At 69.7% G+C, this 25,524-nt stretch carries 27 protein-coding genes and 1 pseudogene; 17 read left to right on the top strand and 11 right to left on the bottom strand.

What is annotated here, in order from left to right:
• Positions 1-34: 34 nt before the first annotated feature.
• Both ACZ4NB_RS03200 and ACZ4NB_RS03205 read right to left on the bottom strand, forming a co-directional pair.
• Positions 35-1,156 carry a lipid II:glycine glycyltransferase FemX gene (locus ACZ4NB_RS03200; RefSeq protein ID WP_467657934.1) on the bottom strand — a complete coding sequence of 374 codons (1,122 nt, stop codon included), beginning with the start codon at positions 1,154-1,156 and terminating at the stop codon, positions 35-37.
• A 138-nt stretch (positions 1,157-1,294) separates the two neighbouring features.
• The gene (locus tag ACZ4NB_RS03205) at positions 1,295-1,600 is read right to left on the bottom strand and encodes a hypothetical protein (protein WP_393485789.1); all 306 of its coding nucleotides are present in this window, start codon (positions 1,598-1,600) and stop codon (positions 1,295-1,297) included.
• A 229-nt stretch (positions 1,601-1,829) separates the two neighbouring features.
• On the opposite strand from ACZ4NB_RS03205, the gene rpsF reads away from it, so the two are divergent.
• From rpsF to rplI, 4 genes are all read left to right on the top strand, one after another.
• Positions 1,830-2,120, top strand: coding sequence for a 30S ribosomal protein S6 (rpsF, locus tag ACZ4NB_RS03210; RefSeq protein ID WP_006604399.1), 291 nt, complete (start codon positions 1,830-1,832; stop codon positions 2,118-2,120).
• 82 nt (positions 2,121-2,202) lie between these two features.
• Positions 2,203-2,790, top strand: a complete 588-nt coding sequence (locus ACZ4NB_RS03215; protein WP_384424252.1) for a single-stranded DNA-binding protein — start codon at positions 2,203-2,205, stop codon at positions 2,788-2,790.
• 110 nt (positions 2,791-2,900) lie between these two features.
• Entirely contained in the window at positions 2,901-3,137 is a 237-nt protein-coding gene (rpsR, locus tag ACZ4NB_RS03220) for a 30S ribosomal protein S18 (RefSeq protein ID WP_003978893.1), read from the top strand.
• 18 nt (positions 3,138-3,155) lie between these two features.
• Positions 3,156-3,602 (top strand): 50S ribosomal protein L9, encoded by a 447-nt coding sequence (gene rplI, locus ACZ4NB_RS03225; RefSeq protein ID WP_467657935.1) that lies wholly within the window; start codon positions 3,156-3,158, stop codon positions 3,600-3,602.
• 79 nt (positions 3,603-3,681) lie between these two features.
• On the opposite strand, the gene ACZ4NB_RS03230 is transcribed toward rplI, so the two are convergent.
• Both ACZ4NB_RS03230 and ACZ4NB_RS03235 read right to left on the bottom strand, forming a co-directional pair.
• A complete protein-coding gene (locus tag ACZ4NB_RS03230) occupies positions 3,682-4,545 on the bottom strand; it encodes a trypsin-like serine peptidase (RefSeq protein WP_467657936.1) in 864 nt (287 codons plus the stop codon).
• 41 nt (positions 4,546-4,586) lie between these two features.
• Positions 4,587-5,924, bottom strand: a complete 1,338-nt coding sequence (locus tag ACZ4NB_RS03235; protein WP_467657938.1) for an MATE family efflux transporter — start codon at positions 5,922-5,924, stop codon at positions 4,587-4,589.
• Positions 5,925-6,400: 476 nt separating this feature from the next.
• On the opposite strand from ACZ4NB_RS03235, the gene dnaB reads away from it, so the two are divergent.
• The 3 genes and pseudogenes from dnaB to ACZ4NB_RS03250 all read left to right on the top strand — a co-directional run bounded on the left by dnaB (position 6,401) and on the right by ACZ4NB_RS03250 (position 8,625).
• A complete protein-coding gene (dnaB, locus tag ACZ4NB_RS03240) occupies positions 6,401-7,858 on the top strand; it encodes a replicative DNA helicase (protein WP_467658215.1) in 1,458 nt (485 codons plus the stop codon).
• Positions 7,859-7,937: 79 nt separating this feature from the next.
• Positions 7,938-8,126: pseudogene (locus ACZ4NB_RS03245) on the top strand (alpha/beta hydrolase fold domain-containing protein); the annotation flags it as partial.
• Positions 8,127-8,286: 160 nt separating this feature from the next.
• Positions 8,287-8,625: a cyclic-phosphate processing receiver domain-containing protein gene (locus ACZ4NB_RS03250; protein ID WP_467657939.1), complete on the top strand. Its 339-nt coding sequence runs from the start codon at positions 8,287-8,289 to the stop codon at positions 8,623-8,625.
• A 30-nt stretch (positions 8,626-8,655) separates the two neighbouring features.
• Here the strand turns inward: ACZ4NB_RS03250 and ACZ4NB_RS03255 are convergent, their stop codons facing one another.
• Entirely contained in the window at positions 8,656-9,078 is a 423-nt protein-coding gene (locus tag ACZ4NB_RS03255; RefSeq protein WP_467657940.1) for a hypothetical protein, read from the bottom strand.
• A gap of 134 nt (positions 9,079-9,212) precedes the next feature.
• On the bottom strand, positions 9,213-9,458 hold the full coding sequence (locus ACZ4NB_RS03260; RefSeq protein ID WP_384424260.1) for a hypothetical protein: 246 nt from the start codon (positions 9,456-9,458) through the stop codon (positions 9,213-9,215).
• A gap of 398 nt (positions 9,459-9,856) precedes the next feature.
• On the opposite strand from ACZ4NB_RS03260, the gene ACZ4NB_RS03265 reads away from it, so the two are divergent.
• The 5 genes from ACZ4NB_RS03265 (at position 9,857) to ACZ4NB_RS03285 (ending at position 16,290) form a co-directional block, all read left to right on the top strand.
• Positions 9,857-11,116, top strand: a complete 1,260-nt coding sequence (locus tag ACZ4NB_RS03265; protein ID WP_467657941.1) for a DNA polymerase III subunit beta family protein — start codon at positions 9,857-9,859, stop codon at positions 11,114-11,116.
• 49 nt (positions 11,117-11,165) lie between these two features.
• Positions 11,166-11,876, top strand: a complete 711-nt coding sequence (locus tag ACZ4NB_RS03270) for a hypothetical protein (RefSeq protein ID WP_467657942.1) — start codon at positions 11,166-11,168, stop codon at positions 11,874-11,876.
• A gap of 122 nt (positions 11,877-11,998) precedes the next feature.
• Positions 11,999-13,462, top strand: coding sequence for a serine hydrolase domain-containing protein (locus ACZ4NB_RS03275; RefSeq protein WP_467657943.1), 1,464 nt, complete (start codon positions 11,999-12,001; stop codon positions 13,460-13,462).
• 124 nt (positions 13,463-13,586) lie between these two features.
• Positions 13,587-14,723 carry a pyridoxal-phosphate-dependent aminotransferase family protein gene (locus ACZ4NB_RS03280; protein WP_467657945.1) on the top strand — a complete coding sequence of 379 codons (1,137 nt, stop codon included), beginning with the start codon at positions 13,587-13,589 and terminating at the stop codon, positions 14,721-14,723.
• Positions 14,724-15,528: 805 nt separating this feature from the next.
• Positions 15,529-16,290 (top strand): TetR/AcrR family transcriptional regulator, encoded by a 762-nt coding sequence (locus ACZ4NB_RS03285; protein ID WP_467657946.1) that lies wholly within the window; start codon positions 15,529-15,531, stop codon positions 16,288-16,290.
• Positions 16,291-16,366: 76 nt separating this feature from the next.
• On the opposite strand, the gene ACZ4NB_RS03290 is transcribed toward ACZ4NB_RS03285, so the two are convergent.
• Both ACZ4NB_RS03290 and ACZ4NB_RS03295 read right to left on the bottom strand, forming a co-directional pair.
• Positions 16,367-16,819, bottom strand: coding sequence for a GNAT family N-acetyltransferase (locus tag ACZ4NB_RS03290; RefSeq protein WP_467657948.1), 453 nt, complete (start codon positions 16,817-16,819; stop codon positions 16,367-16,369).
• An 88-nt stretch (positions 16,820-16,907) separates the two neighbouring features.
• Complete coding sequence (locus tag ACZ4NB_RS03295; RefSeq protein ID WP_467657949.1) at positions 16,908-17,426, bottom strand: MarR family winged helix-turn-helix transcriptional regulator; 519 nt, start codon at positions 17,424-17,426, stop codon at positions 16,908-16,910.
• A 132-nt stretch (positions 17,427-17,558) separates the two neighbouring features.
• On the opposite strand from ACZ4NB_RS03295, the gene ACZ4NB_RS03300 reads away from it, so the two are divergent.
• A complete protein-coding gene (locus ACZ4NB_RS03300; protein ID WP_467657951.1) occupies positions 17,559-18,779 on the top strand; it encodes an MFS transporter in 1,221 nt (406 codons plus the stop codon).
• Between the two features lie 135 nt (positions 18,780-18,914).
• Entirely contained in the window at positions 18,915-19,388 is a 474-nt protein-coding gene (locus tag ACZ4NB_RS03305) for a GlcG/HbpS family heme-binding protein (protein WP_467657952.1), read from the top strand.
• A 20-nt stretch (positions 19,389-19,408) separates the two neighbouring features.
• Here ACZ4NB_RS03305 and ACZ4NB_RS03310 read toward each other — a convergent pair whose 3' ends face one another.
• A complete protein-coding gene (locus ACZ4NB_RS03310; RefSeq protein WP_467657953.1) occupies positions 19,409-19,966 on the bottom strand; it encodes a DUF2269 family protein in 558 nt (185 codons plus the stop codon).
• Between the two features lie 153 nt (positions 19,967-20,119).
• On the opposite strand from ACZ4NB_RS03310, the gene ACZ4NB_RS03315 reads away from it, so the two are divergent.
• From ACZ4NB_RS03315 to ACZ4NB_RS03325, 3 genes are all read left to right on the top strand, one after another.
• On the top strand, positions 20,120-20,755 hold the full coding sequence (locus ACZ4NB_RS03315; RefSeq protein ID WP_467657954.1) for an HAD family hydrolase: 636 nt from the start codon (positions 20,120-20,122) through the stop codon (positions 20,753-20,755).
• A 449-nt stretch (positions 20,756-21,204) separates the two neighbouring features.
• On the top strand, positions 21,205-23,013 hold the full coding sequence (locus tag ACZ4NB_RS03320; RefSeq protein WP_467657956.1) for a globin domain-containing protein: 1,809 nt from the start codon (positions 21,205-21,207) through the stop codon (positions 23,011-23,013).
• 91 nt (positions 23,014-23,104) lie between these two features.
• On the top strand, positions 23,105-23,905 hold the full coding sequence (locus ACZ4NB_RS03325) for a pyridoxamine 5'-phosphate oxidase family protein (protein ID WP_467657957.1): 801 nt from the start codon (positions 23,105-23,107) through the stop codon (positions 23,903-23,905).
• Between the two features lie 53 nt (positions 23,906-23,958).
• On the opposite strand, the gene ACZ4NB_RS03330 is transcribed toward ACZ4NB_RS03325, so the two are convergent.
• Both ACZ4NB_RS03330 and ACZ4NB_RS03335 read right to left on the bottom strand, forming a co-directional pair.
• The gene (locus tag ACZ4NB_RS03330) at positions 23,959-24,438 is read right to left on the bottom strand and encodes an NUDIX domain-containing protein (protein ID WP_393485819.1); all 480 of its coding nucleotides are present in this window, start codon (positions 24,436-24,438) and stop codon (positions 23,959-23,961) included.
• 48 nt (positions 24,439-24,486) lie between these two features.
• Complete coding sequence (locus ACZ4NB_RS03335) at positions 24,487-25,383, bottom strand: LysR family transcriptional regulator (protein ID WP_467657959.1); 897 nt, start codon at positions 25,381-25,383, stop codon at positions 24,487-24,489.
• Between the last annotated feature and the right edge of the window lie 141 nt (positions 25,384-25,524).

Consider the following 25,524-nt stretch of genomic DNA (forward strand, 5'->3'; position numbering starts at 1 on the left):
GAACGGTGCGGTGGAGCTGTCGGCGGTGCGCCGGCTATCCGCGGAGCGACATCGCGATGTCGAACGCCTTCTGCAGGACCTTGCTGAGCGGGAAGTCCCACTCACCGAGGTACTCCGCCGCCTGCCCACCGGTGCCGACCTTGAACTGGATCAGGCCGAAGAGGTGGTCGTTCTCGTCCAGGGAGTCGCTGATGCCGCGGAGGTCGTAGACCGAGGCGTCGAGCTTGTAGGCGTCCTGCAGCATCTGCCACTGCATGGCATTGGAGGGCCGGACCTCACGGCCGATGTTGTCGGAGGCGCCGTAGGAGTACCAGACGTGCCCGCCGACGACCAGCATCGTCGCGGCCGAGAGGTTCACGCCGTTGTGCCGCGCGAAGTACAGCCGCATGCGGTTGGGGTCCTCGGCGTTGAGCGCCTTCCACATGCGCTGGAAGTAGCCGAGGGGGCGCGGCGTGAACCGGTCGCGTTCCGCGGTGATCTCGTAGAGCCGCTGCCATTCGGCCAGGTCGTCGTAGCCGCCCTGGACGACCTCGACGCCGGCCTTCTCGGCCTTCTTGATGTTCCGGCGCCACAGCTGGTTGAAGCCCTTGTGGACCTCTTCGAGGGAACGATCGGCCAGGGGCACCTGGAAGACATAGCGGGGCTGCACGTCGGCGAAGCCGGCGCCGCCCTCCTCACCCTGCTGCCAGCCCATGCGGCGCAGCTGGTCGGCCACTTCGAAGGCGCGCGGCTCGATGTGGGTCGCCTCGACCTGGCGCAGGCGCTTGACCTCCGGGTCCTGGATGCCGGCCTTGATCGCTGCGGCGTCCCAGCGCCGGATGACGACCGGGGGGCCCATCTTCACGGTGAAGGCGCCCTGCCTCTTGAGGTGCGCCAGCATCGGTTCGAGCCAGTCCTTGAGGTTCGGCGTGAACCAGTTGATGACCGGTCCCTCGGGCAGGTACGCGAGGTAGCGCTTGACCTTGGGCACCTGGCGGTAGAGCACCAGGCCCGCGCCGACCAGCTCGCCGCTCGCGTCGAACCAGCCCAGGCTCTCCGAACGCCATTCGGCCTTCACGTCCGCCCAGGCCGGAACCTGCATGTGGCTCGCCGCGGGCAGGCTCTGGATGTACGCCAGATGCTGCTCTCGGCTGATGGTCCTCAGGGTCAGGCTCATGCGGGGCGCTCCTCGGCAGGTGTGTCCCCATGGTCGGGGCTCCGGCTCTCGCGCCGAAGCCTACTGTGACCGGGGAGCGCCCCGTCTGGGCCGTACGGGCTGGGCCCCGTATGCCACACCGTGAGACGGCCGGACGCCTCAGCCGATGAGTCCGCCGAACGCGACACCTAGGTAGAAACCGAAGGCGGACGCGCCCAGCCCGATGATCAACAGGAACCGCTCGCCTGTCGTCGACGAGATGAACTGGCCCCACAGGCCGGTGCCGATTCCGATCAGACCGACCCAGGAACTGACCAAGTGCAGACTGGGAGAGAGCGTGGTGAGGGCGGCGATCGCGCCGAGCACCAGGGTGACGATGGCGAAGGTGTTCTCGACGGGATGCTCCTTGCCGTCGCTGTTGAGAAGCGAGAGCAGGTCGCGCTGGGTCCTAGCTGCCTGTGCCATGCGGCACCTCCGATGACAGGGCGGCGCACTGTAACGCCGCTCACACCCGTTGTGTTCCAGATTGAGGGGTGCACCGCCCGGATTTCAACCGGAAGGCTTCAGGCAGGTACTCTGTACGGTCTGCGCCTATGTCTGTCCGGATGACCGGCTGGGCTCGGCGCGGAAACGCATATGACCCTCCTGCCACGGAACGACCGTGGCCGCTGAGTCCAAAGGAGGTGGGTTCACCATGCGTCACTACGAGGTGATGGTCATCCTCGACCCCGATCTCGAGGAGCGCGCTGTCTCCCCGCTGATCGAGAACTTCCTCTCCGTCGTCCGCGAGGGCAACGGAAAGGTCGAGAAGGTCGACACCTGGGGCCGTCGTCGTCTCTCGTACGAGATCAAGAAGAAGCCCGAGGGCATCTACTCGGTCATCGACCTGCAGGCCGAGCCTGCGGTCGTCAAGGAGCTCGACCGTCAGATGAACCTGAACGAGTCGGTCCTCCGGACCAAGGTCCTCCGTCCCGAGACCCACTGAGCGCCTCAGCGTTCAGCGGTGACCGGGTCCGAGTAGCAGCAACACCAGCAGCCAGCAGCACACCCGCCGAGAGGTTCCCCTAATGGCAGGCGAGACCGTCATCACGGTTGTCGGCAATCTTGTCGACGACCCCGAGCTGCGCTTCACCCCGTCCGGTGCGGCGGTTGCGAAGTTCCGCGTCGCATCCACCCCCCGCACCTTCGACCGCCAGACCAATGAGTGGAAGGACGGCGAGAGCCTGTTCCTGACCTGCTCGGTGTGGCGTCAGGCGGCTGAGAACGTCGCCGAGTCCCTCACGCGGGGTACCCGCGTAGTCGTACAGGGCCGCCTCAAGCAGCGCTCGTACGAGGACCGCGAGGGCGTGAAGCGCACGGTCTACGAGCTCGACGTCGAGGAAGTGGGCGCGAGCCTCAAGAACGCCACGGCCAAGATCACCAAGACCAGCGGTCGCGGTGGCCAGGGCGGCGGCTTCGGCGGAGGTCAGCAGGGCGGCGGCCAGGGTGGCGGCGGCTGGGGCGGCGGCCCCGGCGGCGGTCAGCAGGGCGGCGGCGCTCCTGCCGACGACCCGTGGGCGACCAGCGGCCCTGCCGGCGGCGGCCAGCAGGGTGGCGGCGGCGGTGGCTGGGGCGGTAGCTCCGGCGGTGGCTACTCGGACGAGCCGCCCTTCTAGGTCTCGCATCCGGTCCGGACCCGCGTTGTTTCACGTGAAACAACGCCGTGGAACGGCCGGGGGCCTTGAGGGCGTCAGCACAAACTTCTTGAACTCATTGGAGAGAGACAATGGCGAAGCCGCCTGCTCGCAAGCCTAAGAAGAAGGTTTGCGTGTTCTGCAAGGAGAAGATCTCCTACGTCGACTACAAGGACACGAACCTGCTGCGGAAGTTCATCTCCGACCGCGGCAAGATCCGTGCCCGCCGAGTCACCGGCAACTGCACTCAGCACCAGCGTGACGTCGCCACGGCCGTGAAGAACAGCCGTGAGATGGCGCTGCTGCCCTACACGTCCACCGCGCGATAAGGGAAGGGTGACCGACACATGAAGATCATCCTCACCCACGAGGTCTCCGGCCTCGGCACCGCCGGCGACGTCGTTGACGTCAAGGACGGATACGCCCGCAACTACCTGGTCCCGCGCGGTTTCGCGATCCGCTGGACCAAGGGTGGCGAGAAGGACGTCGAGCAGATCCGCCGCGGTCGCAAGATCCGCGAGATCGCCACGATCGAGCAGGCCAACGAGGTCAAGGGCCAGCTTGAGGGCGTCAGCGTGAAGCTGGCCGTCCGCGCCGGCGACGCCGGCCGTCTGTTCGGCTCCGTCACCCCGGCCGACGTCGCTGCGGCGATCAAGGCCGCTGGTGGTCCGGACGTGGACAAGCGTCGTGTCGAGCTGGGCTCGCCGATCAAGACCCTGGGCGCGCACCAGATCTCCGTGCGTCTGCACGCCGAGGTCGTTGCGAAGCTGGGCGTCGAGGTCATCGCCGCCTGATCGCAGGACAACGCAGAAGGGCCGCACTCCGTCATCGGGGTGCGGCCCTTCGCCGTGCCGGGGTGCGAGCGGCCTGGTCTCAGTCCTCGTCCTGGGCGTGCTTGTACAGCTCGGCGATGTCGTCGTCGAAGTACGCCGCGTAGGAGATGTCGTCCTCGTCGCCGCCGCCCTCATGGCCGCCCAGGACGCCGATGACCGTGCCGGTGTGGCTCTTGGGGTCGTAGTCGGCGAGCCAGGGGCTGCCGCTCGTACCGCCCTCGAAGTCGGTGCACTGGACGCGCATCTGGGTGTCGCTGTACTTCGTGGTGCGGTTCTGGCAGGAGATCGGGGTGTTTCGGCTGGTGGGGTAGCCGGTGATCTTGACCTCGTTGTCGAAGCCGCGGTCGATGCCCAGGGTGTTTCCGCCCAGGACGTCCTGGATCTGCTCGCCGTCCTTCTTGTCGAGGATGAGGAAGGCGACGTCGAGATCCTCGTCCTGCTTCTTGGCCCAGCGGTCGTCGACGATCACCTTCTTGACCTTCCACAGGCCCGTGGGCTCTTCGCCGTCGCGATAGTCGGGGGCGAAGAGAAGGTCGTCCACCGTGGAGCCGGCGTCGGCGTCGAAGGCGCAGTGCGCCGCCGTTATCAGCATGTTGCGGCCCGGGCTCTGCACCACGCTCGCGGTGCAGAAGTGGTCGCCGGAGTCGTTCTTCTCGAAGACCACGCCGACCCGGGCGTTCTGCTCGGTCCGGCGCGGGGTGTACGCATTGCCGATATCGGCCGGCGCCGTCGCGGTCGGGTCCTGGTCCTGGGGGTCCTGCCCGGCCTCGCCGGACTTGCCGAAACTGCTGTGGCCTGTGCCGCCGCGCGTATCGGACTCCTCCGCGGCGTAGCCCACGACGGCAGCAGCCATGACGGCGACGAGCGTCATGGGCAGCACGGACTTCCTGGCAAGCGAGCGCACCCCGTCATTATCGACATGCACTCCGTGCTGCGGGAGGTGGTTCAGCGGGAGGCCCCGGTCACAATCCAGCGGCCGGAGCGGGTGCGCACCCAGAGCGTCGCCATACGGACGGCCATCATCAGCGCCATCGCCCACCACAGGGCGACCAGTCCGCCGCCGAAGGCCGGTACGGCGAGCGCGGCCGGCACGAACAGGGCCAGCGTCAGCACCATCGCCCAGGCGAGATACGGGCCGTCACCCGCGCCCATCAGGACGCCGTCGAGGATGAAGACGATCCCGGAGATCGGCTGGGTCACGGCCACGACCAGGAGCGTGGTCAGCAGCGGGCCCTGGACGGCGGGGTCGGAGGTGAACAGCGGGATGAACACCGGGCGGGCGAGCGCGACCAGTACGCCGAGCACCAGGCCCGAGGCGATGCCCCACTGGACCATGCGGCGGCAGGCGGCCCGGGCGCCGTCGCGGTCCCCCGCGCCGAGGTAGCGGCCTATGATGGCCTGCCCGGCGATGGCTATCGCGTCCAGCGCGAAGGCCAGCAGGGACCACAGCGTGAGCACGATCTGGTGGGCGGCGACCTCGGCGTCGCCGAGCCGGGCGGCGATGGCGGTGGCGATCATCAGCACAGCGCGCAGCGAGAGCGTGCGGACCAGCAGCGGAACGCCGGCCTGGGCACAGGCGCGGATCCCCGCGGCGTCGGGGCGGAGCGAGGCACCGTGCCGTCGGGCGCCGCGGATCACCACGGCGAGGTAGGCGGCGGCCATGGCGCACTGGGCGATGACCGTTCCCCAGGCGGACCCCGCGATGCCGAGGCCGGCGCCGTAGACCAGGGCGACGTTGAGCGCGGCGTTGGCGGAGAACCCGCCGATGGCGACGTAGAGCGGGGTCTTGGTGTCCTGGAGGCCGCGGAGCACGCCGGTGGCGGCCAGCACGACGAGCATCGCGGGGATGCCGAGTGCGCTGATGCGCAGATAGGCGGTCGCGTGCGGGGCGGCGGTGGCCGAGGCGCCGAGGGCCTCGACGAGCCAGGGGGCGGTGGGCAGCACGGCCGCGATGACGCCCGCGCCGAGCAACAGGGCGAGCCAGATGCCGTCCATGCCCTGGCGGATCGCGGCGGGGAGGTCGCCGGCGCCGACCCGGCGGGCGACCGCCGCGGTGGTGGCGTAGGCGAGGAAGACGAAGACGGCGACGGCGGTGGTCAGCAGGCCGGCGGCGACGCCGAGGCCGGCGAGCTGGGAGGTGCCGAGGTGGCCGATGACGGCGCTGTCGACCATGACGAAGAGGGGTTCCGCGACCAGTGAGCCGAAGGCGGGGAGGGCGAGGGCGATGATCTCGCGGTCGTGGCGGCGGTCGGAGCGCCGCAGGGTCGCGGGAGCCTGTGTCATGCACTCAATCTAATCTTCCACAGGTAAGAGACGCAAACCCCTTGCAGTCCTTACTTTCCGTTGTGTGGAGCCTCCTCCTCCGTGGCGTTTGTCGCGATCTTGGACGGCTGGCAGAAGTTTTTCTCCCCCACAGCCTATGGATGAGAAAACTGCAGGTCAGAGGGGTGAGGGTGGGGTGATTGTGTGCTTGTCCACAGAAGTTTCCCCCGCGCCGTGCACAGGATCCGGGGAGTTCTCCACAGTTGCGGGGCGGTCATCCACATGGCCTGTGGATAACCAGATTGGCGGACGGTGCCCACGGGCCTACCGTGGACCGGCACCCGCCGCCTGTTCTGGCCTGAGACATCGTCCGAACTCGACGCGCCGTAACCGGAGTCGGGCGTCTCGATTGTCAGAGCTGTGCCGTATGAAAGAACAGCACAGCAAGGTCCGCGCCGCGGACGGGAGGAGGTGCCGGGGTGAGCATTCCCGAGCCCATGGAAGACCCCTGGGCGGACTCCGGTCCGAGCGACCGGCTGCCGGCCCCCCGCTCCCGCCGAGGCGACGGCAAGGGCCGCGGCCGCGGCGACAGGCCGGATCGCGACGAGGACGGCGGTTCCTGGGCCGGCGGCTTCGAGCGGGTCCCCCCGCAGGATCTGGACGCCGAGCAGTCCGTGCTCGGCGGCATGCTGCTGTCCAAGGACGCCATCGCGGACGTCGTCGAGGTCCTCAAGGGCGAGGACTTCTACCGCCCCGCCCATGAGCTGGTGTTCCAGGCGATCCTCGACCTCTACGCCAAGGGCGAGCCGGCCGACCCGATCACCATCGCCGCCGAACTGACCAAACGCGGCGAGATCGGCCGGGTCGGCGGCGCCTCGTATCTGCACACCCTCGTCCAGTCCGTCCCGACGGCCGCGAACGCCGAGTACTACGCCGAGATCGTCCATGAGCGTGCCGTGCTCCGCCGGCTCGTCGAGGCCGGCACCCGCATCACGCAGATGGGATACGCCGCGGACGGCGATGTCGACGAGATCGTCAACAGCGCCCAGGCGGAGATCTACGCCGTCACCGAGCAGCGGACCAGCGAGGACTATCTGCCGCTCGGCGACATCATGGAGGGCGCGCTCGACGAGATCGAGGCGATCGGCTCACGTCAGGGCCAGATGACGGGTGTGCCGACGGGCTTCACCGACCTGGATTCGCTGACGAACGGCCTGCACCCGGGGCAGATGATCGTCATCGCGGCCCGTCCTGCCATGGGTAAGTCGACCCTCGCGCTGGACTTCGCGCGGGCCTGCTCGATCAAGAGCAATCTGCCGAGCGTGATCTTCTCCCTGGAAATGGGGCGCAACGAGATCGCGATGCGCCTGCTGTCCGCCGAGGCGCGGGTGGCGCTGCATCACATGCGCTCCGGCAGCATGACGGATGAGGACTGGACGCGGCTGGCCCGGCGGATGCCCGATGTCTCGGCCGCGCCCCTGTACATCGACGACTCGCCGAACCTGTCGATGATGGAGATCCGTGCCAAGTGCCGGCGGCTCAAGCAGCGCAACGAGCTGAAGCTGGTCGTGATCGACTACCTCCAGCTGATGCAGTCCGGCGGTTCGAAGCGCGCCGAGAGCCGTCAGCAGGAGGTCTCGGACATGTCCCGAAACCTCAAGCTGCTGGCGAAGGAGCTGGAGCTCCCGGTCATCGCGCTCTCCCAGCTGAACCGTGGCCCCGAGCAGCGCACGGACAAGAAGCCGATGGTCTCCGACCTCCGTGAATCAGGTTCGATCGAGCAGGACGCCGACATGGTCATCCTGCTGCACCGCGAGGACGCCTACGAGAAGGAGTCCCCCCGCGCGGGCGAGGCCGACCTGATCGTGGCCAAGCACCGTAACGGCCCCACGGCCACGATCACGGTCGCCTTCCAGGGCCACTACTCCCGCTTCGTGGACATGGCACAGACCTGAGCGGGCGGCTTCGTAGCGACCCACTGTCCGTACCGGAATCTCACGGTCGGTGTCGGCGGAGGTCGGATGCGACATCTCCATGTCACCCGAGGCCCACTACCCCGTGGCCATCGGGCAGGGCTATGCCATCGCGCGGTGGATCATCCGCGAGGGAGCGCCCAGGGGGCTGGATGCACAACGCCTGTCGGTGGCCGGAGAGTCGGTCGGCGGGAACATGACCGCTGCACTCGCCCTCATGGCCAAGGAACGCGGTGACGTCACGTTCGTCCACCACGACGCCGGCCGACTCACTCACCGCCCCGCCCGGCCGGGGATGCCTGACCGGCCCACCGAGGCGGCCAGGTCATTCGGGAGCACCAGCCATCGGTGTTCTCGAACGACCTGGCACCCCGAGGTTCTCGCGGCCGCTCTCCTGCGATGATGACCAGGTGAGAGAGGACCCGGCCGTACCGATGCCCGTCATCCTCGGCATCGACGACCTCCGACCGCTCCCCAGAGCCACCCGGATCGCCCGCACCAGCCGCGAAGGCGTCCGGCTCCTGCAAGAGCACCGCGACGGCTTCATCGACGAGCTCTGGCTCGACCATGATCTCGGCGGCGACGACAGCATCATGCCCGTGGTGACTCTTATGGAAGAAGCCGCCTTCAGCGGGCGGCCCTTCCACATCGGCATGGTCTTCGTTCACAGCGCCAACCCCATCGGTGCCGAGACCGTCGTCCGGTCGCTCAGGCGCTGGAACTACCGGGTCCGGCGGGCAACGGCGTAGAGCCTTCGACGGGGGGTCGAGGCGCCCAGGTCAGAGCAGCTTTCTGGCGATGAGCTGGACCAAGCCCTCCTCGTAGCGGTTGTGGGGGGCCGCCGGGCGTAGTCGGACGTTCCGGCTGTCCTCCTTGAAGTCCCTGGTCGGTGGCACCCTGTTGGAGCAGTCCATGACGGGCCCGACCCTCGTGGTCTGCGGTGCTTCGTTGAGCAGGGCGATGCGGGGCAGCACCAGGACGTGCCGGGAGTTCGTCGAGCACTCGTGCGTCTGCCTGACGATGCGCTTGCCGTCCTTGTTGGTGTAGACGGACTGGCTCTTGTGCATGCAGGTGATGCCCTGTGCGGTGCGGGTGCAGTCGCTGGGCGTTGCTGCGGCGTACGCCTGGGTGGCACCGGCGCCGGTCACGGCGAGGCCGCTCAGGAGCACCGAGACGGCGGCGATCTTCTTTCGACTGAACATGTGCGGAGTTCCTTTGCGATCGATGCCGGGGCGATATGCGCGGCGCACCGGATTGCGCCCAGGCCCTGATGTAGGTCGGGGAGGCGCCCCGGCGCCGAGCCGGTTGGCTCGGACGCCGGGACGTGTGCCAGATGTCAGCCGTTGCAGCCCATGCTCGAGCCGACCCCACCGAACTGTCCGCCCGGGCCGCCCTCGCCGTTGAGCGCGTTGCCCAGCAGGCCGTTGAGGATCCCGACCTGGCCGAGGACGTCGACGTTCAGGTCGTGCGACCGGCACCAGTTACCGTGGCCGCCGCCCCGGGCGGAGGCCGTCCCGGCGCCGAGGAAGCTGACGGTGCCAAGGATGGCGGCCACGACGGCAGCCTTGTGAAGCTTGCGCATTTCTCCTCCATAGATTGAACGGATGCGATCTGTGACAGATCCACTGCGTACAGTGACTGGGATGCTAATATGAAAAATGCCGCACCGCGCATCGGTACTGCCATCCGGGTCTCGGGGGGTTCTGCCTACGGTGGTGGCAGGGGGTTGGGCGGCGGGTGCTGGCGCTCCGTCCTGTGGGTGACGGGGTCAGTTGGCCATCCGGCGAACGGAATTGGGAGCGCCGCCCTTCGGTAGAAGTGTCAACGTCGCTATCTGATAAGGGCGTTGACCTGGCCGCTCGTGGTGACGTGCCGATGGTCAGGGCGGAGCCGGAGACGGCGGCGATCCGCCAGGTGGCCCATCGCCGCCGCCGTACGGCCTTTGACCTTCAAGCTGGTTGAAGCTCCACAATCTCGTCCATGGACGACAGCGAAGAACTGCTGAGCATCGGTGCATTCGCGCGACGGGTGGGGCTGACGCCGAGCGCTCTGCGGTTCTACGACGACTGCGGAGTGCTGCGGCCGGCTCAGGTGGATGCCGTGACGGGCTACCGGCGCTATGCGGCGGGACAGACTGCGCGGGCGGTTCGGTTGCGCCGGTTGCGGGAGGCGGGGCTGCCGCTGGTGGATGCCGCGGTCGTGCTGGACGGCCAGGCGGATGCTGCGCGGGGCGTACTGCGGGCACACCTGGAGCGGACTCGGCAGATGGCGGATACGGCGCGGGCGCTGGTGGAGGGGCTGCTCCGGGAGGCGGCCGGCGGCTCGGAGCACTGCCGCAGCTGGGCCAGGGCGCGGGTGGGCGGCGCCGAACTCGCCAGTGCGGTACGGCAGGTGGCACCCGCGGCCGCGTCCGGTGCGTCCCGGAAGGAGCATCCGGTGCTGGGCTGTGTGCTGCTGGAATTCGTCGACGGTGAGGTGCGGTTGGTGGCCACGGACCGCTATCGCCTGGCGGTGCGAGTACTGCGGCCGGCGGAGTTCGAGGGCGGGCCGCGACAGGTCCTGATCGGCGCGGATACGGCGCGGCATCTGGCGGAGTGGGCTGTACGGCAGGTGGCGGTCGATGTGGAGTGCGCGAACGACGGCGCGGGCGTGCGGCTGCGGGGTGAGGCGGACAGTCGCGAGGTGACGGAGAGCGCGGGGCGACGACAGGGCGAGGGCACCCCCGAGGTCTTTCCGGACTACCGGCTGATGCTGGACGGACTGGAGGCCGGGCGGCATCGCGTCATCGTCGACCGTTTGGCGCTACGGGATGCGGTGTCCGGACGGGCGGGGGTGGTGACGATGGCGACCGTCGCGGGGGACGACGCCGGGGGTGGTGCGGGCGGCCGGAGTGCGGGCGTTGTTTCACGTGAAACAACGCCCGGGCCCACGGCCGAGCAGACGCTGGCGGTGTCGGGCGGTGGGCGTGAGACCGTCCTGCTGCGGATGGTTCGTACAGGGCCCGGGCTGCGGATCGCCTTTGATCCGGCGGTACTTGTGCCTGCGCTGGAGGCTGGGGTGGGGCCCGATGTACTGCTGGAGATCGCTTCGGCCGACCGCCCCGTCGTGGTCCGCTCCGCCGACCAGGGGAGTTTCACCACGCTGGTGATGCCGGTGCGCGGGATCGAGACAGAGACAGAGACAGAGACCGGGAACGAGACAGAGACCGAGAACGAGACAGAGGCCGAGGCCAAGGACTGACTGCTGGCCACTGCACTGACTACTGGTGACTGTTGAGGGGGATGGGCCGATGGATCCGGAACTGCCGGTGGTGCGGTTGTGCGTCGAGGGGATGCAGGCCGAGGCGGAGGGGGACGCTGCGGCGGCCCTCGCACTCTTCCAGCGGGCCTGGGACATCGCCGCCGACGACTATGAGGCGTGCATCGCCGCGCACTACCTTGCCCGGCACCAGACCCTGCCCGAAGAGACGCTGCGTTGGAATCAGGAGTGCCTGACCCGTGCCGACCGGGTGGGTGACGAGCGGGTCCAGGGGTTCTATCCGTCGTTGTACGTGAACATGGGGCTCGCCTATCGGCAGCTCGGCCAACCGGCGCTGGCGCATGCGTACTTCCTGCGCGCCGCGGCGCGGGCGGGGGGCGCCCCCGAGGGGCAGTACGGCGACTGGAACCGGTTCGCGATCGCCGAGGGCCTGCGAGGCACGGCTCCTGCGTCGTCCGTGCAAGGGGCTGGGCAGGGGGACGAGCCAGGAGGGGGCGCGGTGCCATGGGCCCTCGACGCGGCGGTCGACGGACGCGTCCGTCAGCTGCTGTCGCGGTGGTGTGCACGGGCCGATCTCAAGGCGCTGGGACTGACCCTCCCGGCGTACCTCGGGTACCTCGGTACGGACGAGGACCGCTTGCGGCTGCGTACGGCCCTGCACATGGTGCATGCGGCGCGCTGGCTGCCGGAGGCGGAACAGGCCGAGCTGGGCAGCGTGCTCGGGGCGGCGGCGCTGCGCTGATGAGCCGCCGAGCGGGTGGGGGCGAACGGCGGGGCGGCTGAGTTGGGTCGGGCGGGGCCGGACAGGCGAAGCTGTCTGCCTGAGCTGGATCGGTTCTATCGGATCTGCCGTTGAGGAGCGCCATGACCATCACCCAGTCCGTCGAGCCCCAGGAGCCCGGGGCGGGCGAGCCCGGGCCGGTCGGCCATGTGCCGGTGCCGGTCGACACCTGCGAAGCGTTCGTGGAGCTGCTGCCCCAGACACGGCGGTCCCTGCTGCGGCGGCTGGCGATCGGGCAGGCGGAGGGGCGGGCGCCCTCGATGATGGGTGCGGTGGTCCGCGACGGCCGAGCGGTGTGGAGCGGCGCCAGGACTTCGGTGGCGGGAGAGGTGCCGCACGGGGACGTGCAGTACCGGATCGGTTCGCTCACCAAGACCTTTGTCGCCGTACTGGTGATGAGGCTGCGGGACGAGCAGCTGCTGCGGCTGGAGGACCCGGTCGGCAAGCATCTGGACGGCACTCCGGTACCGGACGCGACGATCGCTCAACTGCTCTCGCACAGCTCGGGGTTGGCGGCGGAGACGAGGGCTCCCTGGTGGGAGCGGACCTCGGGCGAACTGCGGCCGGAGCCGGCCGACCTCTTCGGCGACCGGCCGCAGCGACTCCCCGCCGGGCGGCGGCACCACTACTCCAACCCCGGCTATGCGCTGCTGGGCGCGCTGGTCGAACGTCTGCGGGGCGGTATGCCATGGGACGAGGTGCTGCGGCGCGAGGTGCTGCGACCGCTGGGCATGGGCCGTACGACGCTGCAGCCGGGCATGCCGCACGTGGGCGGCTGGGCGGTGCACCCGTGGGCCGATGTGCTGCTGCCGGAACCGGCTCACGACACCGGGTTGATGGGCCCGGCGGGGCAGCTGTGGTCCACGCTGGACGATCTGTGCCGGTGGGCGACGTTCCTGCTCAGGGGAGATGAGCGGGTGCTGAGCGCGGCGAGTCTGGCCGAGATGCGGACACCGGCCGTGCCACCGGAGGGGAGCGCGTGGGAGGCGGGGTACGGGCTGGGGCTTCAGCTGGTGCGCCGGGGAGGGCGGACGCTGGTGGGCCATACCGGCTCGATGCCCGGCTTCCTGGCGGCGCTGTGGACCGATGTCGACGAGGACGTCGCCGGGATCGTGCTCGCCAACTGCACTTCCGGCCCGGCGGTTGCGGCGATCGCCGCCGACCTCACCGGGATCGTGGTCGAGCACGAACCCCGGATTCCCGAGCCCTGGCGACCGCTGCCCGGCCCGCTGGATCCGGAACTGCTGGCGCTGACCGGTCTCTGGCACTGGGGAGCGAACCCGCACACGCTGCGGCTCGGGGCCGAGTGCGGACTGGAACTCGCTCCGCTGTCCCAGGCGGGGCGGTCCTCACGGTTCCGGGCGGAGAAGGACGGCACCTGGACCGGGCTGGACGGCTATTACGCGGGCGAGACCCTTCGAGTGGTGCGGGATGCGGAGGGTGCGGTCAGCCATCTGGATCTCGGCACCTTCGTCTTCACCCGCGGGCCGTACGAGCCGGCGGAGCCGGTGCCCGGGGGTGTGGATCCGGAGGGCTGGCGGGTGTGAGGCAGGTGCGGTGGGCGGTGAGGCCCGTGCGGTGAGGGCGCGGTCCGTCGGGCCGTACAGTCGAGCGAGACGTCAGGAGCCGCGTCGAGGCGGCTCGCTACCGCTGGAAGGCCCTGTGACTGCCGTGTCTGACCCGACCGCGAACCCCACCGCCCCGGACCTGCTCGACCTCCCTCCGCTCACCGCGCCCCGCTTCGCGCGGATCGAGGACAAGGTCGCCGCGCTGATGCGCACCCGCTGCGATGTCGTGGCGATGCAGGGCGAGGCGCTGCTGCCTTTGGAAGCCTGCATCCGCTCGGCCGTGCGGCCCGGCAGCACGGCGCTCAACATCATCACCGGACCGTACGGCGAGACCTTCGGCGGCTGGCTGCGGTCCTGCGGCGCAGAGGTGATCACCATCAGCGCGCCGTTCACGGGTGCGGTCTCCCCGCAGCAGGTGGCGGCTGCGCTGCGGGAGCACCCGGAGATCGACTTTGTGAGCCTGGTGCACGCCGAGGCCGCCACCGGCAACACCAACCCGGTCGGTGAGATCGGTGCGGTGGTGCGGGAGCACGGCGCGCTGTTCATGCTCGACGCGGTCGCGTCCGTGGGCGCCGAGCCGCTGCTGACCGACGAGTGGGGCGTGGACCTGTGCGTGATCGGCGGGCAGAAGGCGATGGCCGGTCCCGCCGGTGTGTCCGTGGTGTCGGTCAGTGCCCGTGCGTGGGAGCGGATCGCCGCCAACGAGCAGGCTCCCCGCCGCTCCTACCTCTCGCTGCTGGACTGGAAGGAGCGCTGGATCGACGGCGGCCGCGCCGCCCTGCCGCACGCTCCGGCGCAGTTGGAGATGCTCGCCCTGGAGCAGGCAGCCGACCGTATCGATGCCGAGGGTCTGGATGCGGTGATCACCCGGCACCGGGCGGCGGCCGCGGCTACCCGGGCCGGTGTGCGGGCGATGGGCGGGCTCGCTCCGTACGTCGTGCGCGATGAGGACGCGGCGCCGGCTGCGACGACGCTCCGTGCGCCGGAGGGAGTGGACGCCCGGGAGATCGTGACCGCTGCGCTCGCGGTGGACGCTGCGGTGCCGGTACAGGCCGCGGCGGGGGCGCTGGCCAAGGAGATGATCCGGGTGAACCACTATGGCCGCGCGGCCGATCGCGCGGTGGTCACCGCCTCGCTGACGGCATTGGCGGGCGGACTGCGTGCGCTGGGCGTGTCCGTGGACGCCGAGGGAGCTGCTGTGGCTGCGGGCGAGGCATGGGACGAGGTCACCGGTAGCTGAAGGCAAGGCATGGGTGGGGCCGTGTTTCACGTGAAACACGGCCCCACTTGCGTATGCGCTACGGGGTTCGTTTCACGTGAAACGTGCGTGGGGGTCTGGCGAGGGACACTCGGCTTATTTCGCGTAACCCCGAGGCCCTGAATGGGCTCCTCGGCGGCCTGTCTTTTGCTTCAAAATCCTTGTGCCGGGCCGGAGTTGGGGCATGTGGCCGGGGTAGCCGTTGGCAGAGGCGTGGTCGAGGCGTGGTCGAGGCACGTACGCCGGGGTGGCAGTCAAGGTGCGGCTCTTGGCCTTGCGGGGGGGGATTGTGCCGGTTCTGGCCAGCCGTCCGACATCCGCTATTCACCACCCGTCACCTGCTCTCCGTAGCCTCGCCGCACGCCGCACGCCGCACGCCGCACGCCGCACGCCGCACACCGCACACCGCACACCGCACACCGCACACCGCACACCGCACACCGCACACCGCACACCGCTCACTTTCCGCCGTCCGCCATCAGGCGGCGGTTCGCCGCTCCCTTCCGCACGCTCTGCTCCCTTCCGCACGCTCTGCTTCCTCTCGCACGCCCCGCTCCCTCCCGTTCTCGCCCCGCTCCCTCCCGTTCTCGCCCCGCTCCCTCCCGTTCCTCTCCCGCTCGCCGTGCCCCCTTTCGCTCCCGCTCGTACGCCCGGGCGATCGGGTCGCCGCGACCGCGTCCGGCCCTTAAGGATCATGTGTAGATCCGTCCCGTAGAATCGGAATTGCCGACCCGTTTAAAACAGCGGTTCTGGACGCGGACGTCGATGGTTCTCAGGAGGCCCGGAGATGGCGGACGGCGGTGGTGCCGCGCGTGGTGTCCTGCGCCCGCGTGCGGATGCGCGACGCAACAGGGCACTGGTGCTTCAGGCGGCTCGATCCGCCTTCGAGGAACAGGGGTTGGGGGTTCCGCTCGGGGAGATCGCACGCCGTGCGGGCGTCGGTGCGGGCACCGTCTACCGCCATTTTCCTTCCAAGGAAGCCCTGTTCAGGGCGACGATCGTGGAACGGATCGAGCTTTTCACCGACACCGCAAGGGACTTGATCGATGTCGAGGACCCCGGTGGGGTCTTCTACCGCTTCCTGGCATCGGTAGTGCGGCTCGCCTCGCAGAACAAGGCGCTGTGCGACGCGCTGGCGGCGGCCGGCACAGGGCGCCTGGAGCCCTCGCCGGGCGTGGGGCGGGACTTCGACGAGGCGCTGGAGGCTCTGCTCGCCAGGGCTCAACAGGCGGGCGCGGTGCGGAAGGACGTAGGGATAAGGGACCTCAGGGCCCTGCTGGTGGGCTGTCTCTCCATGGAGCAGGCCACGTCGGCGGCGCATCCGGAGTCCGCGGCGCCGGGGCGGATGACGGCGCTGATGTGTGATGCGCTGCGGCCGGGCCCGGTAGTAACGAAACTTCCATCTGAGGCGAGAAACCGTAACGAATCACGGTGTGAGGTGTGCGGTACGGCGCTTGCCACGGCCCGTACGGGCCGGCCCGCGCGCTTCTGCGGCGGTGCCTGCCGGCAGAAGGCCCACCGGGCGCGGCGGCGTACGCGGCGGAGCTGAACGCCACCGCGAAGTGAACGCGCCCAAACGCCCCCAACGGAGTGAGCGCATCCCCCTCACAGTGTGCGCCCGTTCTTCAGAGCGTGAGCTTGAAGCCCAGGTGGGAAGCCTCGAAGCCGAGGCGCTCATAGAAGCGGTGCGCATCGATCCGGGTCGCGTCGGAGGTGAGCTGCACCATCTGGCAGCCGAGCGTGCGGGACTCCGCTACCGCCCACTCGATGAGCTGGCTGCCGAGGCCGCCGCCGCGTTCGTCGCGGTGTATCCGCACGCCCTCGATGATCGAACGGGTCGCGCCGCGCCGGGACAGGCCGGGGATGACCGTGAGCTGGAGGGTGCCGATCGTCCGCCCGTCGCGCACGGCGACGACCAGGTGCTGCTGCGGGTCGGCGGCGAGCGCCTCGTATGCGGCGAGGTACGGGGCGAGGTCGTCGGGCGACTCGCGGGCGGCGCCCAGGGGGTCGTCGGCGAGCATCGCGACGATGGCGGGCAGGTCGGCTTCGGTCGCGCGGCGTATCTCGATGTCGCTCATGGGCGCGACCTTATGCCGCGCGCTTACGGGGCGGCAGGCGGGTGCCCGGTCCGGGCACCCGGCCACCGGACCGTACTCGGCCCTGCGGTCAGCGCTCCGCTGCCGGTGCGAGTGTCTCGACGGCGGTGACCAGCGGCGCCAGCTCAGGACGCCGAGCGGCGTCGTGGAGGGCCTCACGCAGCGCGCCGTCGTGCGTGGGCCGGGCCTCCACCAGGAGCGCGAGCCCGTCGGGCGTGACGTTGGTGTAGATGCCGCGCCGGTCGTCGGGGCACAGGAAGCGCGAGAGCAGTCCCCGCTCCTCAAGCCGGGTGACCAGGCGGGTGGTCGCGCTCTGGCTGAGGACGACGGAGTCCGCCACCTGGTGCATCCGCAGATGGCCGCCTGGTCCGTCGTGCTGCTCGCTGAGCACGTTGAGAACCGAGAACTCGCGGACGCTCAGGTCGTGCTGCGCCTGCAGTGCGCGCTCGATGTGCGACTCGATCCGGCCGTGCAGGGCGGAGAGCGCGCACCAGCCCTGGGCGAGCCCGGGGGGCGACGCCGGCGGGCAACCGGGCTCGGCTGTCGCCGGCTGCTGCGCTGCTGCCTGCTCCCGCGTCTGCTGCGTCATCGAAGACCTCCTCAAGGGGCGCACGTATCAGGATAGAGCACTTTCGAAATATCCAGCGCTTGCAATTAACCGCGTCTGCAACTATTGTGGACGCTCGTAAAGGACGGACGCAATGATCTGAAGGGATCCGTCATGCCTCTCGCGCTCCTGGCGCTTGCCATCGGCGCCTTCGGGATCGGAACGACCGAGTTCGCGGTCATGGGCCTGCTGCCCGACATGGCGGCCGGATTCGGTGTCTCCATCCCGCTCGCCGGATACGCGACCACCCTCTACGCCCTCGGCGTGGTCATAGGTGCCCCGCTGATGACCGCTCTCGGCACGCGCTTCACGCGCAAGCAGATGCTGATGCTGCTGATGGGCCTGTTCATCGTGGGCAATCTGCTCACGGGCATCGCGCCCAACTTCGGGATCATGCTCGCCGGGCGGATCGTCTCCGCGTTCACGCATGGCGCGTTCTTCGGCATCGGCGCGCTCGTGGCCGCCGACCTGGTCGCGCCCCAGAAGCGCGCCAGCGCCATCTCGCTGATGTTCAGCGGTCTGACCATCGCGAACGTCGTGGGGGTCCCGGCCGGCACGATGCTCAGCCAGCAGTTCGGCTGGCGCACCACCTTCTACGCCATCACCGCACTCGGTGTGATCGGCCTGCTGGGCATCGTCAAGCTCGTTCCCGCGCAGCGGGCGCGAGCGGCCTCCCCCATAGGCAGCGAACTGGCGGTCTTCCGCAACCCTCAGGTCGGCCTCGCGATGTTGATGACGATCCTCGGCTTCGGCGGTGTCTTCGCGGCCGTCACCTACCTCGCCTCGATGATGACCGAGGTCACCGGCTTCGCACCGTCCTCCGTCATCTGGCTGACGGCCATCTTCGGCCTCGGCATGGTCGGCGGAAACCTGGTCTCCGGCCGCTTCACCGACCGCGCCATGATGCCGATGCTCTATGTGTCGCTGACCGGTCTGGCGCTCTCGCTGGCTGCCTTCAACTTCACCGCGCACAACAAGATCGGCGCAACGGTCACCATCGCGCTGATCGGCGTCTTCGGCTTCGCGACCGTGCCGCCGCTGCAGAAGCGGGTGATGGACCAGGCGGCCGCGGCGCCCACGCTGGCCTCGGCCGGCAACATCGCGGCCTTCAACTTCGGCAACGCACTGGCCGCCTGGCTCGGCGGGATCGTCATCTCGGCCGGCCTCGGCTACACCGCCCCCAACTGGGTCGGTGCGCTGATGACCGTCGCGGCGCTCGCGGTGGCGATATTCGCCTCCGGCCTGGAGCGGCGTCAGACGGGCCGCGGCCAGGTGGTGGCCACCGGGCTTCCCGGCACGGTCGCCGACGGGCCAGTACCGGCCGCGCAGAGCTGACGGTTCCGGCCACCGCGCCGGCAGCCATACCCCGGCACTTCTCGCCGCCCCGGCAACGCCAACCCCAGCCCCACCAACCCCAGCACCAGCGGCGCCACGAGCGCCACCCGCACCACACCCCCAAGGACACTCCTCATGAGCACCTCCACCGGCCAGGACTCCACCCCTCACGCCTCCACCGTCGAGCCCGCCCCCGCTGTCCGCCCCCTCACGACCCGTGATGCCGAATCCCTCATCGAGGCCGCCGTGCGGGCCGCCGAAGCCCTTGGGGTCCGGGGCAGCGTGACCGTTGTCGACGCGGGTGGCCATCTGCTCGGCTTCCGGCGGGACGACACGGCCGTGCTGATCTCCGGGGAGACCAGCACCCGCAAGGCCTACACCGCTCTTCAGCTGGACGCGCCGACCGCCGAGCTCGTCGATCTCGTACGACCCGACGGGCTCTTCCACACGCTGCCCACGGCGCTGGACCGGCCGCTGCTCTTCCTCGCGGGCGGCGTGCCACTGCACAGGGACGGCCGGCTGATCGGCGCGATCGGCGTCGGCGGCGGCGCCCCCGAGCAGGACCACCAGATCGCCACCACGGCGATAGCGGAGGCCGACCTCGTCTGACGACGGTCCCGCCCCGTCCGCTAGCGGACGCCCGCACCCTCCTTGCCGCTCCCACGCGCCTGAGGGGTGCGGGTCCCGGTCGACTGCACCGCGCGCAGTCGGCGGCCGCGCTTGGTCAGCCCCCAGGGCTTGAGGACGGAGATCGCGGTGATGAAGAGGTAGGTGGCGGTGGCGACCGCCGGTGCGACGACGAGACGGAAGTCGGGGGTGGGGCTGCCCGCGGCCGCCTCGGCGGCCAGCCGGTCGATGCCAGGGCTGAGGGAGAAGACCGTGAGCAGCACGGTGACGAGCGTCAGCCAGAACTTGATGAGGACCCAGCGGTGCCTGGCCAGTCCCCATGGGGTGCCCATCGACAGCACCAGTCCACTGACCAGCGTGGCAAGGGCGATCGGGAGGACCAGCCAGTCACTGAAGATCTTCATCGCCCGGTAGGCGACCGCCGCCATCTCGGGAGAGTGGGTGGTGAAGCCGGTGACACTGAGGGTGAGCAGCCCGAGAGTGAGCCCGAGCCAGCTGACGGATACGGCGACGTGGAGGACGAGGAGGGCCCGGCGGGCGGGCCGGCGTAGCTGCTGCATACGGTCCACGGTCGCGTCCGCGGCCCCGCCGTACATCTGCCGCCGGGAGTATCCGCGCCTACGCGCACCCGAGTACGCCCTCCGGCCCCTCTCCCCTACAGCAGTCAGGGCCCGTCCGATGGGCCAGGATGCGCAGGCCCTAAGCTCCGCCCTATGGGGACGCTGCATCTGTTCGACATGGACGGAACTCTGCTCCACGGGTCCGCGGCCGCCATCGAGATCTCCCGGCAGCTCGGGTTGGACCGGGAGATCGCCGAGCTGGAGCGCGGGTTCGTGGCGGGGGAGCTGACGCCGCTGCAGTATGCCCAGCGGGCGTGTGACCTCTGGGCCGCCGAGCTGACCGAACTCCATGTCGCCGCGGCCTTCGACGGCGCGCCGTGGCTGGCCGGAATTCAGGAGGTCTGGGCGGATATCCGAGCACGGGGCGAACGATGCGCGGTGATCTCCCTCTCACCGAGCTTCTTCGTGGACCGGCTGCTGAGCTGGGGGGCCGATAGCGCACACGCCTCGCGTTGGCCCGCTGTCCCGATCCGGCAGCCGATGGATCCGACCGGCATTCTCTCGCCGGCGGCGAAGGTGCGGATCGCCGATGAACTCTGTGTGAGGTACGGGCTGACCCGGGCCGACTGCGTGGCGTACGGCGACTCGAAGTCGGATGCCGAACTGTTCGCCGCGGTGCCCCGATCCGTGGCCGTGAATGCCGATCACCACGTCAGTGACCTGGCCTTATATGCATACGCGGGACGCGATCTGCGTGAGGCATACGAACTGGTGCGTACTGCCCGGTAATTCCGAGTTTTCTGCCGGGGATTCGCCCACTGTGTGCGCTGAAAATGCACTCTGTGGGGAGGAACCCTGTTATCAGAGGGCCCGTTCGGAGTGTTCCAAGATCAGGTCTTGTGGTTTCAACTACTGCCGGTATGGTCGAGTCCGGCTTGGCGGGGGTCAGGGCTTCCGCGGGTCACGAAGGGCGGGCAAAGTTCGTCAGCATAGCGACGAAGCGGCCCGTGGCACCGGACTTCCGACTGTTTGTCCGTTGTGGTGGGCGGGGCTGGCATGCTGCTGACGCGGCGTCTGCTCCGCATTGTCGCAAGGGAGTGGGGTCTGTCCGCTTTGGAGGGGCTTGCCGGAATCGCTTGAGTCGATTAAGAATTCCGGGGCAGGACGGGGGAATTCCGGGCAGTTCCGATCCGCGGAAGTGCTAAGTCAACCGAAAGACGTTCGAGGCGAGGCAGACCATGGACGCTCCGACCACCACGTCGGCCGATGGCGGCTCTTCTGGCGGCAACAGTGGCGATTGGGGTTGGTTCACTCCGCCGGCGAAGAAGCCCTCCGGAGAACAGCAGGAGCGACAGAACGTCCAGGACCGGCAGGGCCAGGACGGCCGGGCCGGAGCGAACGACCCGGGTGGACGCGACGACCGCGGTCAGCTCGGAGACTTCCGTGAGCGGTACGAGCACGACGAACGTGATGAACGGAACGAACGGGAACGGATACCCAGTAGACCGGTCAACCCGATTCGTCCGGTAGGCACCGCCGCCACGCGGGAACGCGAAGCGGAGCCGCAGCAGGTCCCTCAGCCCCGTCGCGAGACGAGCCACCGGCCCGCCGCACCCCGCTATGCCGAGCAGGCCGCCGCGGGCCGCGGCTACAGCGCTCCCCCGTCCCCGTTCGACCCGCCGCACCTTGTGCCCGAGCCCGCCCAGCAACGCGAGCCGTCCCGGGGCCCCGAGCCCGAACCCGTCCACGAGTCGATACGCCGCACGGCAGCCCCCGCCGGCGCCGGCCCCGCCGTGCAGAACGAGGCCCCCGCCCCCTCCGTCTTCACCCCTCAGCGCCCCGCCGCCCCCGCCCCGGAGCCCTCCCTCGACGCTCTGCAAGCCTCGGCCTCCGATGCGGCACCCGCCTCGCCCGACGCGATCCTCATCCGCCGCACCATGGCCGAAATCGGGCCGGTCGCGGACAAGGTCACCTCGTACTTCTACGCGCTGCTCTTCGTCCAGCACCCCGATCTCCGGGCGCTGTTCCCTGCCTCGATGGACACCCAGCGCGACCGGCTGTTCAAGGCGCTGCTCACCGCGGCCCAGCATGTCGACGACGGTGAGGTGCTCACCGCGTACCTGTCGAACCTCGGCCGCGGGCATCGCAAGTACGGCACCCAGCCCGACCACTACCCGGCGGTCGGCGAATGCCTGCTCAAGGCGCTCTCGCGCTATGCGACGTCCAGTTGGGACGCGGAGACCGAGGCCGCATGGGTGCGCGCGTACACCGCGATCTCGCAGATCATGATCGATGCCGCCGCCGAGGACGAGGCCGTGGCGCCCCCGTGGTGGCAGGCCGAGGTCGTCTCGCACGAGCTGCGCACGCCCGAGATCGCGGTGGTGACGGTCCGCCCCGACCAGCCTTACCCGTTCCTCGCCGGGCAGTACACCAGCGTCGAAACCCCCTGGTGGCCGCGGGTCTGGCGGCACTACTCCTTCGCCTCCGCGCCGCGCTCGGACGGCCTGCTCTCGTTCCACGTCAAGGCGGTTCCGGCCGGCTGGGTCTCCAACGCCATGGTCCACCGCGCCCGGCCCGGCGACGTCATCCGGCTCGGTGCCCCGGCCGGCTCGATGACCGTCGACCACTCCACGCGCAACGGCCTGCTGTGTGTCGGCGGCGGCACCGGCATCGCCCCCATCAAGGCCCTGGTCCAGGACGTCGCCGAACACGGAGTCCGGCGTCCGGTCGAGGTCTTCTACGGTGCCCGCAGCGATCACGACCTCTACGACCTCGACACCATGCTGCAGCTCGAACAGACCCACCCCTGGCTCTCGGTCCGTCCGGTCGTCGCCACCGGGCCCGCGGTCCGCGGCGGGACCAGCAGCGAGACCGGTCAGCTTCCGGACGCAGTACGGCAATACGGACCGTTCCGGGAGTACGACGCCTATCTTTCCGGGCCGCCCGGGTTGATCCGCAGCGGTGTGGACGCTTTGGTGGGGGTCGGTATTCCGACCGACCGCATACGGCACGACTCCATAGAAGAGCTGGTCTCGGCAGGAGATTGAGGTCTTGGCAGCACAGGGTGAACACGAGCCGAGAGGCGAGGGGCGGGGCACGAGCGCGCAGGCGCGCCCCGGAAGTGACGGCGAGCACTTGGTGCAGCAGAGACTCGGCACGACCCGGCGCGCCGACCGCTTCTACCAGGACCAGGTCCTGGACCATCTCAACGCCCGTATGCAGGAGTTCGTGGCCCGGCAGGAGATGTTCTTCCTGTCCACGGCCGACCGGCACGGCGAGTGCGATGCGACGTTCCGCGCCGGCCCGCCCGGGTTCCTCCGGGTGCTCGACGAACGGACGCTGGCCTACCCGGAGTACCGCGGCAACGGTGTCATGGCGTCCATCGGCAACATCTCGGAGAACCCCCGCCTGGGCATGCTGATGGTCGACTTCACCCGCGACCGCATCGGGCTGCACGTCAACGGCCGGGCGCGGGTTGTGATGGACGACGAGATGCGGGCGCACCACGCCGATCTTCCGGTCGATCCGGTGCCCGGCCGGCGCGCCCAGCTGTGGGTCACGGTCGAGGTCGAAGAGGCGTATATCCACTGCGCCAAGCACATTCCGCATCTGCAGAAGGTCCCGGCGCACCAGCGCGGGGCGCGGGCCTGGGGAACGGACGACTTCAAGCGCAAGGGCGGCGACTTCTTCGGCGCGGCGGCCGAGGCGGGCGAGCGGCCGCCGTTCCGGCGCGCGGAGCGCAAGAACGAGCACCTTCGGGGCGGGCTGCACGAGGACACGGGCGCCGCGCTGCGGGCCGAAGGCCGGGAGGACTTCGTGGAGGAGCTGAACGCGGAGTTCCTCGACCGGGTCGAGCGGGTGCTGGCGCGCGCCCAGCCGCGCCGCCCCGCGGAGGACGAACCCGAATTCCGCGGGTGGTTCGACCGGCGCGAGGGCTGACGCGACGGCCGCGACTGCCGCGGCGCGGGGTGCTGCGGTGCGGCCGTCCGGGCTCAGCCCAGGTCGGGGGCGTGCATCGCCCGTACGCCTTCGATGTTGCCGTCCAGGTAGTGCCGCAGCGACAGCGGCACGACCTCGACGGAGGCGATCCCGACGCGGGTGAAGGGCACCCGCACGATCTCGTAGTCCCCGCAGGGCTCCTCGACCTCCGGGCCGTGGCGGCGTGCGGGGTCCATCGAGTCGAGCCGGCACACGAAGAAGTGCTGCACCTTCACGCCGTCCACCCCGCCGTCGCTGATGTGCTCGACGGTGTCAACGAAGACCGGCACCACGTCCTTGACCTTCGCGCCCAGCTCTTCGTCCAGTTCACGGTGGAGGGCGTCGATGACGGTGGCGTCCTCGGGCTCGACCCCACCGCCGGGGGTGATCCAGTACGGGGCCCGGCCCGGTTTGGTGCGCTTGATCAGAACAAGATCCGCGCCGTCGAGCAGGATCGCGCGGGCGGTGCGTTTGACGACTGGCCGTACGGTCATAGTCGACAGATGCCGCAACCACAGCCTGGTGAAACCCCTGCCCCTTCATCACCAGTCGACGGCGGACCGCAGCAGCGACTCATGCGCCCGTGCGATATGCGGCAGGCCGAGCGTTCCGGTCCGTACGGCGAGGAAGTAGGTGCGCAGCGGGGGGACCGGCGGGTCGAGCAGCGCGACGACCTCTCCGCAGTCCAGCGCCTCGGCACACAGATAGCGGGGCAGGACGGCCAGCCCCGCACCGGCCGTGACGCACGACAGCACCGCCCTGAGGTCGGCCGCGATCACGGCGGCGGAGGCTGCGGGCTTGGCGTCGAAGACCGCTGACCAGTAGCGGGCGATCAACGGCAGGCTCTCATGGACTTCTACCAGCGGTACGGGGTCCAGCACGCGGACGCCCCCGGCCTGCAGCACGGCCGGGCCGCCCAACTGGGCCGCCCAGCGCGGTGCGGCGATCAGGACGTGCTCCTCGTCGCACAGCGGGGTGGCGGTGAGCAGTCCGCCACGCGGCCTGGTGGTGGTGACGGTCAGATCGTGGTGGCCGGCGGCCAGGCCGGTCAGCAGCTCGTCGGTGGCGCCGAAGGCGGTGCGTATGGACAGGCCCTGGGCGATGAGGGGGGTCAGTGCGGGGAGCGCGCGCTCGGCGAGGAACTCCGGGGGCCCGGCGAGATGGAGGGTGCGGGTGACGGAGTCCCGGTCCAGGCCGGTCTCGGTGATCTCGGTGAGTGCGTCCAGGTGCGGCGCCACTTTGTGGGCGAGTTCGTCGCCGATGGTGGTGGGGGTGACGCCACGGGCGTAGCGCAGGAAGAGCGGGCGGCCCAACTGGCGTTCCAGCGCCCGGATCTGGCTGGTCACCGCGGGTTGGGAGAGGCCGAGTAACGCCGCGGCACGGGTGAAGGAGCCGGCTCGGTGCACCGTGACGAAGGTGCGCAGCAGAGCCAGATCCATCGCGTACCTCCTGCGTCCCTCGGAAGCCTGGTCGCGGGCCAACTATAAATTTGTCGATAGGGCTGTGTCGCTAGCGTGATTGGACACTGACGCTCAGTCAACTAGCCTTGTCTCGGCGGTTCGTTTCACGTGAAACAGCTG

The organism is Streptomyces sp. NPDC026575, assembly GCF_055567415.1.

Bases quoted from the DNA above. Each gene is read 5' to 3' on its own strand.
- ACZ4NB_RS03235 (WP_467657938.1), bottom strand. From the start codon at position 5,924: ATGACACAGGCTCCCGCGACCCTGCGGCGCTCCGACCGCCGCCACGAC.
- ACZ4NB_RS03320 (WP_467657956.1), top strand. From the start codon at position 21,205: ATGGACGCTCCGACCACCACGTCGGCCGATGGCGGCTCTTCTGGCGGC.
- ACZ4NB_RS03255 (WP_467657940.1), bottom strand. From the start codon at position 9,078: ATGTTCAGTCGAAAGAAGATCGCCGCCGTCTCGGTGCTCCTGAGCGGC.
- ACZ4NB_RS03300 (WP_467657951.1), top strand. From the start codon at position 17,559: ATGCCTCTCGCGCTCCTGGCGCTTGCCATCGGCGCCTTCGGGATCGGA.
- rplI (WP_467657935.1), top strand. From the start codon at position 3,156: ATGAAGATCATCCTCACCCACGAGGTCTCCGGCCTCGGCACCGCCGGC.
- ACZ4NB_RS03265 (WP_467657941.1), top strand. From the start codon at position 9,857: ATGGACGACAGCGAAGAACTGCTGAGCATCGGTGCATTCGCGCGACGG.
- ACZ4NB_RS03285 (WP_467657946.1), top strand. From the start codon at position 15,529: ATGGCGGACGGCGGTGGTGCCGCGCGTGGTGTCCTGCGCCCGCGTGCG.
- ACZ4NB_RS03315 (WP_467657954.1), top strand. From the start codon at position 20,120: ATGGGGACGCTGCATCTGTTCGACATGGACGGAACTCTGCTCCACGGG.
- ACZ4NB_RS03270 (WP_467657942.1), top strand. From the start codon at position 11,166: ATGGATCCGGAACTGCCGGTGGTGCGGTTGTGCGTCGAGGGGATGCAG.
- rpsF (WP_006604399.1), top strand. From the start codon at position 1,830: ATGCGTCACTACGAGGTGATGGTCATCCTCGACCCCGATCTCGAGGAG.
- ACZ4NB_RS03335 (WP_467657959.1), bottom strand. From the start codon at position 25,383: ATGGATCTGGCTCTGCTGCGCACCTTCGTCACGGTGCACCGAGCCGGC.
- ACZ4NB_RS03260 (WP_384424260.1), bottom strand. From the start codon at position 9,458: ATGCGCAAGCTTCACAAGGCTGCCGTCGTGGCCGCCATCCTTGGCACC.
- ACZ4NB_RS03275 (WP_467657943.1), top strand. From the start codon at position 11,999: ATGACCATCACCCAGTCCGTCGAGCCCCAGGAGCCCGGGGCGGGCGAG.
- rpsR (WP_003978893.1), top strand. From the start codon at position 2,901: ATGGCGAAGCCGCCTGCTCGCAAGCCTAAGAAGAAGGTTTGCGTGTTC.
- ACZ4NB_RS03205 (WP_393485789.1), bottom strand. From the start codon at position 1,600: ATGGCACAGGCAGCTAGGACCCAGCGCGACCTGCTCTCGCTTCTCAAC.
- ACZ4NB_RS03290 (WP_467657948.1), bottom strand. From the start codon at position 16,819: ATGAGCGACATCGAGATACGCCGCGCGACCGAAGCCGACCTGCCCGCC.
- ACZ4NB_RS03310 (WP_467657953.1), bottom strand. From the start codon at position 19,966: ATGCAGCAGCTACGCCGGCCCGCCCGCCGGGCCCTCCTCGTCCTCCAC.
- ACZ4NB_RS03295 (WP_467657949.1), bottom strand. From the start codon at position 17,426: ATGACGCAGCAGACGCGGGAGCAGGCAGCAGCGCAGCAGCCGGCGACA.
- ACZ4NB_RS03305 (WP_467657952.1), top strand. From the start codon at position 18,915: ATGAGCACCTCCACCGGCCAGGACTCCACCCCTCACGCCTCCACCGTC.
- ACZ4NB_RS03215 (WP_384424252.1), top strand. From the start codon at position 2,203: ATGGCAGGCGAGACCGTCATCACGGTTGTCGGCAATCTTGTCGACGAC.
- dnaB (WP_467658215.1), top strand. From the start codon at position 6,401: ATGGAAGACCCCTGGGCGGACTCCGGTCCGAGCGACCGGCTGCCGGCC.
- ACZ4NB_RS03200 (WP_467657934.1), bottom strand. From the start codon at position 1,156: ATGAGCCTGACCCTGAGGACCATCAGCCGAGAGCAGCATCTGGCGTAC.
- ACZ4NB_RS03330 (WP_393485819.1), bottom strand. From the start codon at position 24,438: ATGACCGTACGGCCAGTCGTCAAACGCACCGCCCGCGCGATCCTGCTC.